At 57.6% G+C, this 16,282-nt stretch carries 10 protein-coding genes and 4 pseudogenes; 7 read left to right on the forward strand and 7 right to left on the reverse strand.

The features are described from left to right. On the forward strand, nt 1-227 hold a 227-nt coding region (locus PQR40_RS28980), incomplete at its 5' end, for a hypothetical protein (RefSeq protein ID WP_408510365.1). A gap of 27 nt (nt 228-254) precedes the next feature. On the opposite strand, the gene PQR40_RS28985 is transcribed toward PQR40_RS28980, so the two are convergent. Continuing rightward, on the reverse strand, nt 255-1,865 hold the full coding sequence (locus PQR40_RS28985; RefSeq protein WP_459252663.1) for an MFS transporter: 1,611 nt from the start codon (nt 1,863-1,865) through the stop codon (nt 255-257). A 543-nt stretch (nt 1,866-2,408) separates the two neighbouring features. Then, nucleotides 2,409-2,780 (reverse strand): annotated as a pseudogene (locus tag PQR40_RS28990) (transposase); the annotation flags it as partial. Nucleotides 2,781-3,071: 291 nt separating this feature from the next. Between PQR40_RS28990 and PQR40_RS28995 the strand changes: the two are divergent. Further along, nucleotides 3,072-3,161 (forward strand): annotated as a pseudogene (locus PQR40_RS28995) (hypothetical protein); the annotation flags it as partial. Between the two features lie 309 nt (nt 3,162-3,470). On the opposite strand, the gene PQR40_RS29000 reads toward PQR40_RS28995, so the two are convergent. The 5 genes from PQR40_RS29000 to PQR40_RS29020 all read right to left on the reverse strand — a co-directional run bounded on the left by PQR40_RS29000 (nt 3,471) and on the right by PQR40_RS29020 (nt 9,340). Next, the gene (locus tag PQR40_RS29000; protein WP_408510367.1) at nt 3,471-5,255 is read right to left on the reverse strand and encodes an MFS transporter; all 1,785 of its coding nucleotides are present in this window, start codon (nt 5,253-5,255) and stop codon (nt 3,471-3,473) included. A 9-nt stretch (nt 5,256-5,264) separates the two neighbouring features. Next, nucleotides 5,265-6,389: a zinc-binding dehydrogenase gene (locus PQR40_RS29005; protein WP_408510368.1), complete on the reverse strand. Its 1,125-nt coding sequence runs from the start codon at nt 6,387-6,389 to the stop codon at nt 5,265-5,267. 36 nt (nt 6,390-6,425) lie between these two features. Continuing rightward, nucleotides 6,426-6,821 (reverse strand): carboxymuconolactone decarboxylase family protein, encoded by a 396-nt coding sequence (locus PQR40_RS29010; RefSeq protein ID WP_408510369.1) that lies wholly within the window; start codon nt 6,819-6,821, stop codon nt 6,426-6,428. Between the two features lie 158 nt (nt 6,822-6,979). Beyond that, entirely contained in the window at nt 6,980-8,434 is a 1,455-nt protein-coding gene (locus PQR40_RS29015; RefSeq protein WP_408510370.1) for an aldehyde dehydrogenase family protein, read from the reverse strand. A gap of 3 nt (nt 8,435-8,437) precedes the next feature. Further along, nucleotides 8,438-9,340 carry an NAD(P)-dependent oxidoreductase gene (locus PQR40_RS29020; protein ID WP_408510371.1) on the reverse strand — a complete coding sequence of 301 codons (903 nt, stop codon included), beginning with the start codon at nt 9,338-9,340 and terminating at the stop codon, nt 8,438-8,440. Between the two features lie 456 nt (nt 9,341-9,796). On the opposite strand from PQR40_RS29020, the gene PQR40_RS29025 reads away from it, so the two are divergent. The 5 genes and pseudogenes from PQR40_RS29025 to PQR40_RS29045 all read left to right on the forward strand — a co-directional run bounded on the left by PQR40_RS29025 (nt 9,797) and on the right by PQR40_RS29045 (nt 16,264). Next, nucleotides 9,797-10,549 (forward strand): glucose 1-dehydrogenase, encoded by a 753-nt coding sequence (locus PQR40_RS29025; protein WP_408510372.1) that lies wholly within the window; start codon nt 9,797-9,799, stop codon nt 10,547-10,549. Between the two features lie 299 nt (nt 10,550-10,848). Next, nucleotides 10,849-11,046 (forward strand): annotated as a pseudogene (locus PQR40_RS29030) (3,4-dehydroadipyl-CoA semialdehyde dehydrogenase); the annotation flags it as partial. A 119-nt stretch (nt 11,047-11,165) separates the two neighbouring features. Next, a pseudogene (locus PQR40_RS29035) lies at nt 11,166-12,003 on the forward strand (alpha/beta fold hydrolase). A gap of 809 nt (nt 12,004-12,812) precedes the next feature. Beyond that, nucleotides 12,813-14,285: a vanillin dehydrogenase gene (locus tag PQR40_RS29040; RefSeq protein ID WP_408510373.1), complete on the forward strand. Its 1,473-nt coding sequence runs from the start codon at nt 12,813-12,815 to the stop codon at nt 14,283-14,285. Nucleotides 14,286-14,437: 152 nt separating this feature from the next. Further along, complete coding sequence (locus PQR40_RS29045) at nt 14,438-16,264, forward strand: NAD(P)-binding domain-containing protein (RefSeq protein WP_408510374.1); 1,827 nt, start codon at nt 14,438-14,440, stop codon at nt 16,262-16,264. The last annotated feature ends 18 nt before the right edge of the window (nt 16,265-16,282 follow it).

Here is a 16,282-nt window from a genome sequence, read left to right on the forward strand (position 1 = left end):
CCGTTTTGCGCATGACGCTCACACCCGCGGCCAACCATAGGAGTTTCTTTGACCCGAATGTCACGAATCCCAGCCGTTTGAGAAACGCAATCGTGGAGAATATTCGTCCTTGGGCAGCGGCCATGTATCGACACGACCGCATCAACTTTGCAACATTCGCCGCACAAGCGCTAATAGAAAAGCCGCACATGAGCAACGAAAGGGGAACGTTGGACACTGTCGTTTGATGTGCGCACGGCATGCCCACGGACCGCTCAGACATTGATGTCGTTAAGCCTCGACTCTCGATAGAAGAGAATCAGCGCTACCGCAGCGACCACAATCCAGCAAACGGGATACCACAGCCCGAAGTAAATGTTCCCGGTCTGAGCCACCAAAGCAAAGGCGCACGTCGGCAACAGACCACCAATCCAACCATTAGCGACGTGATACGGTACCGACAAGCCCGTGTACCGTATTCTGGTTGGGAACATTTCGACTAACACTGCGGCCCCCGGCCCATACACCATACCCTGATACACCATCAGTAAAAGCAAAAGACCAAAAACGGCAAGCCAATTGAAACTCTTCGGATCGGCCGTGTGCGGGTAACCCGCAGCGTCCAACCCCGCTCGGATGGAGTGCTTGAATTCCCCGTCAACGCGCTTGAGCTCATCTCCCGAGAAAGTCGTCGCATCGTAGACTTCGAATCGTTCGTTGCCAATGCTGATCCACGTCGGGGAACCCACAGGAAGCGCTTCAGTTGCGTAACTGGCCGAGCTGATCGATAGCGTTCTGCGGGCAATATCGCAGGGCGTCGTGAATGTCCGTGTACCTGTCGGGTTGAACTGAAATGAACAACGGGTCGTATCGGTATGTACCGTGATCGGCGAAACGCGCTGTGCGTGTGCCAACGCGGGATTTGCGAAGTGTGTGATGCCCTTGAAGATCGGGAAGAATGTGGTTGCAGCCAAAATATAGCCGCACAGAATAACCGGCTTTCTACCAATGTAGTCTGACAGTGTGCCAAAGGACCAAAAAAACAATGGTGAAACAAGCAACGCCGAAAGCATGACGCCGTTGACGGTTTGTGGGTCGACCTTGAGGGTCTCTGTCAGGAAGAAGATAGGATAGAAAATCGCCGTATAGACGACGACCGGTGTTCCGACGCAGATCCCAAACAACGCGATCAAAACGATCTTCAGGTTTGCCCACCTCCCGAACGCCTCCTTCACGGGGGCCTTCGACAGGTTGCCCTCTTGCTTAGCTTTTGAAAATGCGGGTGACTCCTTCATCGACAAACGAATGTAGGTCGATATTGCCAAGAGAATCAAGGAAAACAAAAACGGGATACGCCAACCCCAATCGTCAAATTTATCGCCCGTAAGCGCGCGAACCGTAAGAATAACCACGAGCGAAAGCAACAGGCCCACTGAACCGGTTGTCTGCAGCCATGAGGTATTGCGGCCACGACGGCTGCGCGGGGAATGCTCCGCAATGTAGGTTGCAGCACCGCCGTACTCTCCGCCTAGTGCGAGCCCTTGAAGCATTCGAAGAACAACGAGAATGATTGGCGCAGCGATACCAATCGTTGCATAGCCCGGCAGCAGACCAACGCACAACGTAGAGCCACCCATGATCAGGATTGTGACGAGAAAAGTATGCTTTCGACCAACCAAGTCGCCCAATCGCCCAAACACCAACGCCCCGAACGGCCGAACCAGAAAGCCTGCGGCAAAGGCTAACAGTGCAAACAGAAACGCTGCGGATGGATCTGCGCCGCTAAAGAATTTCTTCGCAATAACGGCCGCTAGCGATCCGTACAGGTAGAAGTCGTACCATTCGAAGACGGTTCCTAGAGACGCTGCTGCGACAACCTTCAACATGCCGCTACGCGTCGTTTCCGGTACGGAAAACCCGCCCGCTCGTGCCACTCGATTCATCTTTGTCTCCGCCTGTGCTCTTATTGGTCATCTCTCGCCCCGCGCTCACGGGGCTCCGTCTACGCTCTGCATTTGCGAGCCTTCGTATCGCCGACATCTCAATGCATGGCGTCCGCTCGATTCGATCGTTCAACACGACCGACACATAAGCAGATTTGCAGACAATATGTTAATCTGACATTTCTTGTCAATCCGTCAATTAACCGATCTTCCCAAATCTCAAGCCCCCATATTCGCAGCCGGAGGCGTTCCCTCGATCCCGATTGCCTCAGCAGTCGCCCTTGAGCCAATTCGTACACCCGTCGCGGCGGAAGCCATCGCCTCAGATCTTCACTCGCGCCGCATCGATAAACACGACCGGATACTTCGGCTTGAGCGGCACTGCGGCCACTCTTGGACTTCGTCGATCCCCCTGGCTGATAGAGTCCCGCGACACTTCGATGCTGCACACTTCCAGCAGGAAGCTCTAAATCTTCCACACGCTCATGCCACGCTCATGCCACGCGCGTGCATCGCGATGATCTTGTCGTCGAAACCAGTAAAGCATCGCTCGCCCTTAGCGATCCGCATCGGATCGAAGGTACCTTCACGGTCGTGCGGAATCTCGACGTCGAACGTGTCACCGTCGGCCATAAGGCGTCTACGGCCCGGTCCGTTGCGGTGATGGGCGCTGCCAGCCGGCTTGGCTTCACCCGTTTCGTAGCCGAAGTAGTGGTTCATTTCACCGCCTAGCGTTAGTTCAAAGATCGCTTTCTTGAGCGTAGCAAGTTGCTTGTTGATGGTCGCCCGGTCGAGCGTCCCGGGGTACTGTTGTTTGATCGGCGTCGGGACCTCTTGCACCTCGGATATCGGGCGCACCTGAGACGGTACTTCATCAACGCAGAAAAGAACGTGCCGAAAACCGCACACTCCCCCCGAGTTGCTTGCGACACGCTGACGGGAAAGCTGTTCGTTGCAGAGATCCGCGCTATGAAATGGACAGTTGAGCGTCAACAGCGATTGCGACGTTGATACGACACCCGCGCACTCAAGGCGCATCCGTACGCTGGCACCTGCGCAGTCGCCTGGCGCCGTGGCAGAAAACCGACTCGGAAAAGTATCGCCATCGGCGCGGGCAGTGGCCGAAATTGATCCGCTGTCGAGAACAGCGGTTGGTCCATCTCGAATAACCCATGTGAGAACGCCATTCGCTCATTCGTCGCTGGGCGCCGCTCACGGATTTTTGCGACACGGTTGTAGGAAGGGCCACGCGTGTGGGTACGATTGTGCCTTCAGACATCTCCGATACACGACGTTCGTCCTATTGGTCGGCGCCGAGGAATCTAGCAGTAGGGATGACTTGATGCGCCTGACTGAAACAATGCTCACAAGGTCGACTTGGAACGCGCGAGTGGGTTCGAAGGAGCGCGATATAAAAAAGGGGCGAGCGCCCCTTTCGGTCTCGCTACGTTTGCGTGCAGGCTTTGGAACCTCCTCACTCAGCGATGCCCGCATTAACCGCTTGTCGCCAAGCTGGCATCGCGTTTTCGGCTTGTCGGTGCGGAGACGTCAGTAATCCGCGGAGAGATCGACATCCTTCGTCTCCTTCAGAAAAAATACTGCGATAACGAACGAGAGCGCTATCCACGCGACTGGATACCACAGGCCGAAGTAGATATTGCCCCGTTGCGCGGAAAGTGCGAAGGAAAACGTCGGCAACAGTCCTCCGATCCAGCCGCTCGCGAAGTGGTACGGAAATGACATCGATGTGTAGCGAATGCGTGTCGGGAACATTTCCACAAGCGCGGGGGCTGTTGGAACCAACGCGAGCGTCATGAGCGCGAGTAGCAGAACCAGCAGCGCAAACACCATCGGCCTGTTGAAACGCGCGGGTGACGCGGAACGTGGGAAACCAGCCTGGTCGAGCAGACCACGCAACGATGCGCCAAACATCACCGACCGCGCCTTTGCGTCATCGTTCGTCAGGCCGGTCGTATCGTATGCCGGCAAGCTATGCGCACCGATGTGAACGGTTGCCTGCTGGCCCGGTGCGGCATCGCGCGTCTCATAGCTCACACCGGCTTCGGTCAGCGCTTCGCGCGCGATGTCGCAGGAACTTGTGAACTTGCGCGAACCGGTTGGATTGAACATGAACGAGCAGGTGTGCCCATCGGCCTCGACCCATACCGGCACACTGGCTTGAGCCTCGGCCAGCGCCGGATTCGCGTAGCGTGTCATCGCATGGAATATCGGGAACAGCGTCAATGCCGTGAGCAGGAAACTGGTCAACAGCACGGGTTTGCGGCCGAAACGATCGCATAACCAACCCGCCACGAGAAAGAGCGGCGTGCAAACCAATGTTGCAAGCGTCACCACCACGTTTGCTTCGGTCGCCTCTACCTTGAGCGTGTGCGTGAGGAAGAAGGTCGGCAGCAATACTGCCGTGTAATACACGCAGGTCATGCCGCCGCAAATCGCGAACAGTGCGACGAGTAGCCGTTTCACGTTGGCCCAGTCGAGGAACGTTTCCGTAAGCGGAGCGCGCGACAAGCGATTCTCGCTCTTTAGCGCCTGAAACGCTGGTGATTCTTCCATATGCATGCGGATCAGCACCGAGATTAACAACAGCAGCACCGAAAAGATGAACGGTAGGCGCCAGCCCCAAGTCTCAAAGTGCTCGCCCGTGAGCGCGCGGGCCGCGAGCACGACGACGAACGACATCAACAGACCAATCGTTCCCGTCGCCGAGATCCACGACGTATTGATACCCCGCCGACGCGCCGGCGAATGCTCGGCCACGTACGTTGCCGCACCGCCGTATTCGCCGCCCAGCGCGAGGCCCTGCAGCATCCGCAGCATGATGAGGATCACCGGCGCCGCGATGCCGATCGATGCATAGCCAGGCAGGCAGCCAACGCCAACCGTCGAAAGCCCCATGATGACGATCGTCACCAGAAACGTACGCTTGCGTCCAATCTTGTCTCCGATGCGACCAAACACGACCGCACCGACCGGACGCATGATGAAACCAACCCCAAACGTAAGCAATGCAAATATGAAACCGGTGACGGAATCGACACCTGCGAAGAAACGGCTGGCAATCACCGTTGCAAGCGCTCCATACAGTGTGAAGTCATACCATTCAAATACCGTACCAATCGAGGCCGCGGCAATCACTCGCAGCGTCGAGTTGCCGATACTGGCCGTCGCAGGCGTACCGTCGGCCGCGCACGACACCTTTAAACCTGTTTCCATGCTGCGTCTCCTTATTTGTTCTGTCGGCGCCAAGCCGCGATACGCTCGCCAAGCAAATGCGCGGGTGCCGAACGACGACGGCTCGCTGCGCCGTCGCATCGGTCTTCATTACATCGTTACGATCTGCCGCACGGCCTTCCCTTCGCGTAGACGATCCATTCCGACGTTGATCTCCTCGAGCGTGAGACGGTGTGTGACGAGGCGGTCCACGGGCAGCAGCCCGCGTCGATAGAGGTCGAGGTAGCGCGGAACATCACGCGATGGCACGCTGCTACCCATGTAGCTGCCGCGAATCGACTTCTCCTCAGCGACCAGCGAGACTGCAGGAATCGCGAAACGCGTCATAGGCGGCGGCAGGCCCGCCGTCACCAATTCTCCGCCGCGGCACGCAATCGCATAGCCAAGTTCGAGCGCAGAGCCTGCACCCGCGGTCTCGAGCACCACGTCCACACCACCGCGCGTCGCTTCACGCACAGCTTCGGCCACGTCGGATGACTTCGCATCGAACACGTCCGTAGCGCCGAGCGCTTCGGCGAGCGCAAGCTTGTCTGTATTGACATCGATCGCAACGATACGCGCTGCACCCGCGGCCACCGCACCGAGCAGCGCGGCCAGCCCCACGCCACCGAGGCCAATCACCGCAACCGTTGAGCCAGGCTGAATACGCGCGGCGTTGACCGCCGAACCGACGCCCGTCAGAACCGCGCAACCAAAAAGCGCTGCATCTTCGAGCGAGATATCGCGATCGACCTTGACGAGCGAATGACACGACACAGTCGCATATTCCGCAAACGCGGAAACTCCCGAATGATGATTGAGCGGCACGCCATCGCGTGAAAGACGCCTTCCGCCGGCAAGCAGCCCGCCCGCCGCACCTGCAACCGCGCCTGGTTCGCAGAGCGCAGGGCGGCCACTTGCGCAAGGATTGCAATGACCGCACGCGGCGACAAACACCGAAATGACGTGATCGCCTTTCTTCAGATGTCCGACATTTGCACCGACCTCTTCGACGATACCAGCCGCCTCATGACCAATCACCATCGGCAGCGGGCGAGGCCGTACGCCGTCGACGATCGACAGATCGGAATGGCAAATGCCCGCTGCCGCGATGCGGATCAGTACCTCGCCGGGACCAGGCGGCGCGAGATCGACTGTCTGCACTGAAAGCGGGCGTGACTGGGCGTACGGTGCAGGCAATCCCGATTGGTCGAGCACGGCTGCGCGAATTTTCATGATGGGTGTCTCCTTTTACTTGTCCGGTTGCACTCTTCAACTGGCTGCGATCTCTGCTTCCCAGGCACGCATTACGTCGGAGGCAACGCGAAATGCCGCGAGCGCGAGAGGAACGCCACAATAGATCGCCGCGTGCATCAGCACCGCGCGGATCTCCTCTTTTGTCACTCCGTTTCGCAGTGCACCGCGAACATGCACGGCGAGTTCGTGGTGCTGGCTCATCGCTGTCAGCATGCCGAGATTGAGGAGACTGCGTGTCTTGAACTGCAGTGTCTCATCGCCCCAGATATCGCCCCAACACGCCTCAGTCACAAACTGCTGCATGGGCCGGTTGAAATCGTCGGCATTCGCCCACGATTTTTCGACGTGCGTGTCGCCCAAAACCATCTTGCGATTGGCAAAACCCTTTTCGAATCTTTCGTTATGTTCCATGCCCTTCTTCCTCACTCAGTGATGCAAACACGGGCGCCGACCCAATCCGCACCCGTTATTTCGCCATTCTAAAATACAATCACATTGTCATACAATTAAAAAATGGAAATTTTTTGATGAATGCGCGAGCTCATGGCACGGCAATGCTCATCATGACGTCAATGCGACTCATAGCCGACCATCGCTTTCGTTTCGAGGTACTCGCGCAACCCCGCCTCGCCCCACTCCCGGCCATTGCCGGAACGTCTGTAGCCGCCGAACGGCGCATGGAAATCCGGTGCTGGATAATTCAAATGCACACCTCCCGCACGCATGGCGCGCCCCACACGACGCGCGCGCTCGATGTCCTGCGACTGCACGTAAGCCGCCAGACCATAGTCGGTGCCGTTAGCAATGGCAATCGCCTCTTCCTCACTGTCATACGGCATCATCGCAAGCACCGGGCCGAAGATTTCCTCGCGCGCAATGGTCATATCAGGCGTGACGTCGGCAAACACGGTAGGCTTCACATAGAAACCTGCTTCGATGCCAGCGGGCCGCCCCACTCCACCCACCACGAGACGTCCACCTTCATCGATACCGTGCCGAATCAGTGCCTGCACCCGCTCGAACTGGTTACGGTTCACGAGCGGGCCAAGCTGCGTCGCGGGATCATCAGTCGGGCCAACACGGTAAGTGGCGGCGGCACGCTGCGCGAGGTGTGCCGCTTCGTCCATCAAGGCGCGCGGCACGAGCATGCGCGTGGGTATCGAGCACGATTGCCCCGAGTTCGTAAAGCAGCCGGCCACTCCACGCGTGACGGCGCCCGTGAGATCGACATCGTCGAGCAGGATGTTGGCCGACTTGCCGCCCAATTCCTGCGCAACACGCTTTACCGAATCAGCAGCTAGTTTCGCGACGAGCACACCCGCGTGCGTCGAGCCCGTGAAGGACACCATGTCGATATCGGGATGACTCGCAATAGCAGCACCCACGCCGGGACCATCGCCGTTCACAAGATTGAACACACCGGGCGGTACCCCTGCATCATGCAGCACTTGAGCGAACAACAGCGCGCTGAGCGGAGAGTACTCACTCGGCTTGAGTACCATCGTGCAACCCGCCGCCAACGCCGGCGCGATTTTCACGACAATCTGGTTGACCGGCCAGTTCCACGGCGTAATAAGCCCGCATACACCAATCGGCTCCAGAACGACCCGTGTGCCACCGCGCGTCGTCTCGAACTGAAACTCCTCGAGTACATCGATCAGAGTTTTCAGATGCGCGGGGCCGCGCGCGGCTTGTCCATGGCGCGCGAAGGTGATCGGGGCGCCCATCTCTAGTCGCATGGCTTCGGCGAACATTTCAACGCGAGCCTCATAAAGCGAGACAATGCGCTTAAGCAAGGTAATGCGTTCGACAACTGACGTTCCCGCCCATGCCGGGAACGCACGGCGCGCGGCTGCGACGGCGAAGGCGACGTCATCTGAATTGCCAAGTGCGAGCCGCCCAATGGTACGTTCAGTAGCCGGGTCTACCATTTCCAACCAGGTCGGTTCAACAGCCTCGACCCACTGGCCATCGATGTAGAACTGCGCGGTGTGATTTGAAGCAGGGTATGCCACATCAGCCATGAGTCACGAGTTCCTTCCAAGCAGGCGATACATTTCGGTGTGATCGGTCGTAGGTGTCGAAACAGTGGCCGCATCATTCCAGAGTGAGACGCAGATATCCCCTAACCGCATCGGATAGTCAACCGAATCCGCCAATGCATGCGCGATCTTCAGATCCTTGTTCATTAGTTGCAGCGCAAAGCCGGAGGCAAACGTGCCGTTCAGCATGAACTGTTTCACCTTGTTCTCCGAGGTATTGCTGCGACCGGATGATGCATTCAAAACGTCGGTCATGATCGACGGATCAATACCGAAACGCTGCGCGACGTGCAACGCCTCGACGGTCGCGGCGAGCCCAGCCGCAGACACATAGTTATTCAGCGCTTTGGCCGCGTGGCCTGTACCCGCTGCTCCAATATGCAACACGCTGCTGCCCATGGCATTGAACAGGGTACGACAACGTTCAAGCGTTTCGATTGCACCACCGACAAGAATCGCCAACTTACCTTCGATCGCACGTTTGACACCCCCGGAAACGGGGGCGTCGAGGTAACCGAGCCCTGCCTGGGCTAGCATTGCGGCAAGGTCCCGTGAGCGTGCGGGCTCGGACGAGCTCATATCTATCACCACTGCACCACGGGTCAAGCGGCCCGCCCAACCATCATTCTGCTTGCCGCCCTCGCCCAGCAAGACACGCTCGACGATGGCGGAGTTCGGCAACATAGTAATAAGTACATCGAGCGATGCAACCTGCTCGGCACTCGCGACACTGAGCGCCGTAATGCGTTGCTCGCTCGCGAGCAACGCGACGCGTGCCACGTCGGCGTCCGCGACAAACACATCGAAGCCCGTGCGCGCGAGGCACCGCACCATTGGCGCGCCCATCATGCCGAGGCCTACGAATCCGATTCGTTGGGGTTGTTTCATCGTAATAGTCGCACGCACGCAATGCCGTAAAGACAAACGCCGCGGGACCTGTCTCCTTTGAGTGGTCGGGATCAGTCGGGACGGTGGGCACATAGGCACGCCACCGTTTCGCCATCACCAATTATATTCCCGTAATACAATCCGTCAATAGTATTGCAATTCAGTGATTCCCCTCCTCCGCCATCGATGTCGCCGATAGTGGACGAGTAGTCAGGTAGAAGCCGCTGGCGAGCTTTAAAGCGCCGATGTAAGGCACCGTCCGCGAAATCGATACCGACCTTCGAAGAGCCGTGCTCCGCGGTGGTCGCCAGGCAGCTCGTGTCACTTCGCACCGATAAATTGACAGATTGTCTGATTGTGACGATCATACGAGCATCGATCTCGCTAACGTCACGTGCACATCGATGCGCTGGATCGAGCGAGTTTCTTCAATCGTTTTAACAATCGGAGACAGGCATGACACTACTAGACGGCAAGATCGCTATTGTGACGGGTGCTGCGAGTGGTTTCGGTGCACAAATTGCAAGGCGTTACGTTGAACAAGGCGCATGCGTCCTACTCGCTGACATTAATGCAGAAGCTGCATCAGACTTGGCGGCAACACTTGGCGATCGTGCGAATGCGATCCGCTGCGATGTCGCCAACGCTGCCGACGTGGCTGCGGCCGTCCGGCATTGCGTGGAGATTTTTGGTGTACCCGATATCGTCGTCAATAATGCCGGACTTGCTTATAAGAGCCGTCCGATGCTCGAAGTCGACGAGGAGACGTTCGATCGCATTTTCGCCGTCAACGTGAAGTCCATTTACTACATGGCCCAAGCAGTTATCCCGCTCATGCGCGAACGACGTTCCGGCGTGCTCCTGAATATCGGATCTACTGCAGGTATCAGGCCACGCCCCGGGACAACTTGGTACAACGCATCGAAGGGCGCGGTCAACCTGCTGTCGAAGGCCATGGCAGTAGAACTTGCTGCAGATGGCATACGTGTCAATGCTATTTGTCCTGTGATCGGTGCGACCGCCATGCTGGAGAACTTCCTTGGCGCACCCGACACGCCCGACAACCGGGCTAGGTTCATTGCCACGATCCCGCTCGGACGGCTCTCAGAGCCTGACGATGTCGCGCAGGTCGCAGTCTTCCTCGCTTCAGACGGCGCTGCCTTTCTGACTGGCATAGAGATTCCCGTCGATGGCGGGCGCACGATCTAAGCAGAATCCCAACGAACCGCAGGCACGAAACTCCAGCTTGGTATTCGTGCCCGCCTTCGTTCATCTACAGCCCGGAATAGTCATTGCCCCACACACTCGCCCGATCCTCGGATCGCCCAGTCATCTTTCGGCAAATTTTATCTCATTTCGGCACATAAAATAGGCATTCAGCCAGGTCTATCAGTGACCATCGTTGTTACTAAATATGCCACTCACGCAAGCCCCCCCAAAACTAAATGCTTCAGCATCATCATAGAAGCACGCATCACTTAGGGGGTAGCTATCAGCCAAATACTATCGATTCAGCGGTCGATATCGACGGCGGCATTTTCACGCTATCGTATTACGCGAAACTCGGCACATCGCTCAGCGATGTCCACGCGCTACGCGACGGCAGTTCGGTCCCGTTGAGCAAGGATCAATCGTTCAACGTGCAGCACGTGCGTACGCCGACACACGGCGTCGCGCTCTTCATCAACGCGTTCAATTTTCCGTCGTGAGGTCTGTGGGACCAGGCCGATGACCTGCCCGAGACCGCTACCGGCAAGATTCAGCGCTTCAAACTGCGCGAACAACCATAAAGGACACCAATGCGCAATCCTGCGACAACGTCCACATCAATCACTGTTCGCGAGCTGATGACGAATCTGCTGTACTACCCGGCACACCTCCCCGCGGACCACTGCGTATCGAATACCGCTGGCTCAATACTCACGCGATTGACGCGCCGATCGCTATCTTCTTGCAGGAAGGACTCATTTCGATTGCGTTGTGACTGCCACAGACGATGTGCGATCTGCTCGGCGTGCGCGACCTGGTCTATTAACGCCCTGGCTATGGGCGTTCAACACAACGTCCACATCACGTCAAATGGCCTGTCAATTTCATGTCTACGCAAGCACGTGTGTGCTGCCCGCGCTTCTCGATGTCCCGGGCATCCCCCTATCGAACGCGAGAGAATGTGGCTCATCGGCCACAGCGACGGTGGGTCGATCACTCTGCTATACGCGAGCGCCCTCCCACACGCTCTTGCCGGTGCAATCGGCATTGCGCCGCACGTGTTTGTGGAAGATACCTCCGTCGAAAGCATCTCCCAGACGAGAATCCCATTTGAAACCGCGAACCTACGGGCGGAGCTAACCAGCTATCGCGATGACGTTGACTCGGCATTTTATGGACGGAGCAATATTTGGCTCGATCCCGCGTTTCGGGGGTGGAATATCGTTGGCAAACTATCCGCCATACGCTGCCCACTGCTCGCCATACAGGCCCGCGACGACCATTAAGGCTCGATGGCTCAGATCGAAATCATAGCTCGCTTAGTGCCAGCCTCGCAATTGTTGACACTGGCACATGGGGGACACTCGCCACATCGCAATGCAGCCGCAAACCTGACTAATGCGATCATCAACTTCATAGCCACGAGCAGAAGGACGCCGCCGGCAACCACCTGATTGTATTTGTGCGTCGACTGGCAAAGCGATTCCTCGTGAACAAGAGGAGCGCTTACGTAGCATTTGATCTCCGGACCGCTTGATCGGCCAAATCTCCATTAGAGGCGGCGACCATATCCCGAAGAAGCGAATTGTCGCATCGGGCTGATGCATCAGTTTGTCAAAAAGCTCATCCATTCGTTCACCAATGAGCAAACACGGCGCCGTCGTTTCGACAGTTATCACATGCGACGTTATCGCACCATTTTCCATATGCAGCCCGATCAAATCATGCATCGCAAGACAGGAATCGACTGCGGACATTCCGCCCCTTCCAATTCGATAGCTGAGCGAACCCAGAATCCAGCTTCATCGTCCGCATCGCTGATGTCCCCGCCTCGCGCCCCAACTGCAATGCAGCAGGACATTACCAGAAGCGGTTCCTGTCTACCGGCCTGCGATATACCTCCTATATCAGCCACCCCCATCGAGCGATCCGCCGCAGGCACTGCCGTTCGGATGTACGAAGGCAGTCGTACGTGGCAGCTACTTTCTTCGAATCCATTCTCCGCATTTACCAAAACTTATCGACCACGGCACGCATTTTTCTAGCCGTACATGCAGACGCAGCTCGTTCAGAAAATGAACACCTCTTGGACGCGAACCCCATCTGAATGCGTGTCACGCGGGGGAATGGAAACTCCCTATAGCGATTAGGGCAATCAGATTCCTACGATGCCAAGACCATGTCCACACAACTCAATGGCATGCAACCGCTACGGCAAGGCTGTGCAATGTTACGCGGAATCGAAAAAATATTAGGAAACTATATGAATCTACCGTCATCTTCACCTCTCCTCGCTCCAGACATTTGGACTGGCAAACTGTTCACGGGTCAATGGCAGGACTCCAAAGTGGTGGCAGACGTGGTGGAACCTGCCACGGGTGAGCACATCGGACGCATCGGTCTCGCCGACGCCGAGATGGTGGCAAGATCGGCTCTCTTTGCTGCGCAAGCCCAGCAAACCTGGGCAGCAACACCATATGAACAACGGGCGCAAGTACTGCGCAACGTTGCGCAGTTGGCCGAACGACATGCCGATGAGATCGTCGGGTGGATTATGCGTGAGAGTGGTTCTGTCCAGCTCAAAGCCACCTTCGAGGCGTCGATTAGTGCCAAGGCATTACATGAGGCTTCGGCGCTACCCTCGCACAGCATCGGCGAGGTATTACCCTCCGCATCGGGCCGTCTGTCGTTGGCTCGGCGACGCCCGCTCGGCGTGGTTGGCGTAATTGCGCCCTTCAACTTCCCGCTGTACCTTGCAATTCGAGCCGTGGCACCGGCGCTAGCGCTGGGTAATGCGGTAGTACTCAAGCCCGATCCGCGCACTGCGGTGTCAGGCGGATTCGTGATCGCTCGGCTGTTCGAGCAGGCTGGGCTGCCCGCCGGTCTGCTGCACGTGTTGCCTGGCGACGAGGCTGCGGGCGCCGCGCTGACCTGCGATCCCAACATCGCGATGATCCAATTCACCGGGTCCACTTCGGCGGGACGTAAGGTCGGCGAGGCGGCTGGCAAACACCTCAAGAAGGTATCGCTGGAATTGGGCGGCAAGAATTCGTTGATCGTACTTGACGATGCCAAACTGGATCTTGCGATCGCCAATACCGCTTGGGGCGTATACCTCCACCAAGGGCAGATCTGCATGTCCACCGGTCGCGTACTGGTGCAACGCGGAATCTATGAGCGTTTCCTCGAGAAACTCGTCGCCAAGGCCAGAGGTCTGACGGTCGGCGATCCAGCCAAGGGCAATGTCGCGCTCGGTCCGCTAATCGACGTTTCCCAACGCGACCACGCCGCACGGATTGTGGCTGCGGCAAAGGCCGCCGGCGCCACAGTCGAGACAGGCGGTAGCTACAACGGGTTGTTCTTCGAACCGACTGTGCTTAGCGGCGTAAAACCCGATAACCCTGCATTTCACGAAGAGATTTTCGCGCCGGTAGCAGTGATCGTTCCGTTCGAGCACGACGAGGATGCGATTGCCTTGGCCAACGATACAGACTACGGACTATCTGCGGCAATCGTCTCCAACGACGTGGGGCGCGCACTCCAACTGGGTGATCGGCTACGGACAGGACTGCTGCACATTAACGACCAAACCGTCAACGACGACGTGATCAACCCGTTCGGTGGAGTCGGGGCATCTGGCAACGGTACCAGTATCGGTGGCCCGGCCAACTGGGAGGAGTTTACCCGGTGGCAATGGGTGACTGTCAAAGGTGAAGCGCCGGCTTATCCGCTATGAACCCACACCACGATAGGTGACTCGTACACACGTCACTGGCATAAATTTCGGGTTCGCCAAGAGCGTCCCCGTGTTACGACGCCACGTCTAGCGTCGACGATTGGATTCGCAGTTTCAGTATTTTCTGCCATGACTTCCCGAGAGGAGCTGCAATGAATTTCGAGCTTGCCACATGCTCACGATCACAAGACATCCACACTCAGACCCTGGCTGAGTGGCTGACGGCCTTCGATCGCGCGCTTACCACGCGTGACATCGCAACGGCCACGAGTTTGTTTCACGAGACAGGTTTCTGGCGAGACATTCTAGCCTTCGGTTGGAATCTGACCACGTCCGAAGGGCACAGCGAGATTACCGACTTGCTTCGGAGCACATTGGAGCATGCGCAGCCGCGAGAATGGAAACTGGAAGGCAATGCCACTGAGAACAATGGGTTAATCGAAGGTTGGTTAAGCTTCGAGACTACGCAGTTCCGCGGCAAGGGACATATTCGACTCCGGGATGGCAAGGGCTGGACGCTACTGACCGCAGCGCAAGAGCTCAAAGGCTTCGAGGAAAAGCGCGGCCGTACCCGCCCACTGGGTGCACAGCACGGTCACGACTTCGTAGACAAACGTAGCTGGCTGGAGCGCAGCCAAGACGAACAGGCAGCGCTGGGCATCACCGAGCAGCCTTACGTGTTGATCGTCGGTGGTGGTCAGAGCGGGCTGGCGCTGGGTGCACGGCTCAAGCGCATGGACGTGCCAGCCCTGATCGTCGACCAGACCGCGCGCGCAGGTGACCAGTGGCGCAGCCGTTACAAGTCGCTGTGTCTGCACGACCCGGTCTGGTACGACCATATGCCCTATATCCCTTTTCCCGAACATTGGCCGGTGTTCACTCCGAAGGATCAGATCGGCGATTGGCTGGAGATGTATGCCAAGGTAATGGAACTCAATACTTGGTATTCGACTCGCGGCATCAAGGCCGGTTTCGATGAGGTCAAGCAACGCTGGGACGTCGAAGTGAGCCGCGAAGGTCGGCACCATACGCTGCATCCGACCCACCTGGTCCTGGCCACGGGCAACGCTGGCATGCCCAACGTGCCTAAGTATCCTGGCTCCGAAAATTTCTCTGGCCAGCAGCACCATTCCAGCCAGCATCCGGGGGGCGACGCCTGGCGCGGCAAGCGTGCGGTGGTGATCGGCAGCAATAACTCAGCCCACGACATTTGTGCCGATCTATATGAGAACGGAACTGATGTGACCATGGTTCAGCGCTCTGCCACCTCCATCGTTCGCTCGGAGACGCTGATGAACGTGGTAATGCAACCGCTGTACTCGGAGAGTGCTGTAGAGGCGGGTGTCAGCACTGAAAAGGCCGACCTGACGTTCGCCTCAATCCCGTACCGAGTGCTGCCCGAGATCCATCGCGAGGCCTTCAACGAAGTCCGGCGGCGCGACAAGCACTTCTACGATCGTTTGGAGCAAGCAGGCTTCCTGCTCGATTTCGGTGAAGACGAATCAGGCGTGTTCCTGAAGTATCTGCGTCGCGCTTCCGGCTACTACATCGATGTCGGCGCTTCGGACCTGATCGCCGACGGCAAAATCAAACTGCACAGCGGTTCAGGCGTGGATCACATCGAAGACGATGGCGTGGTCCTGGACGACGGCACCAAACTGCCGGCTGACCTAATCATCTATGCCACCGGCTTCAGTTCGATGACAGCTTGGGCAGCACAGTTGATCTCTCAAGAAGTGGCCGATAAGGTCGGAAAGTGTTGGGGCTACGGATCAGGAACCACCAAGGATCCGGGGCCATGGGAAGGCGAACTACGCAATATGTGGAAGCCAACTCAGCAGCAAAACCTGTGGTTCCATGGTGGCAACCTACACCAGTCGCGGCACTACTCGCTGTATCTGGCGTTGCAACTCAAAGGACGCCTCGAAGGGTTGTCCACGCCGGTGTACAAACTGGCGGAACGGCATCATCTGAGCTAAGTGCAGCAGCTATATCGA

Origin of the sequence: Paraburkholderia sediminicola (assembly GCF_046026855.1) — a bacterium.
GTDB lineage: Bacteria > Pseudomonadota > Gammaproteobacteria > Burkholderiales > Burkholderiaceae > Paraburkholderia > Paraburkholderia sediminicola_A.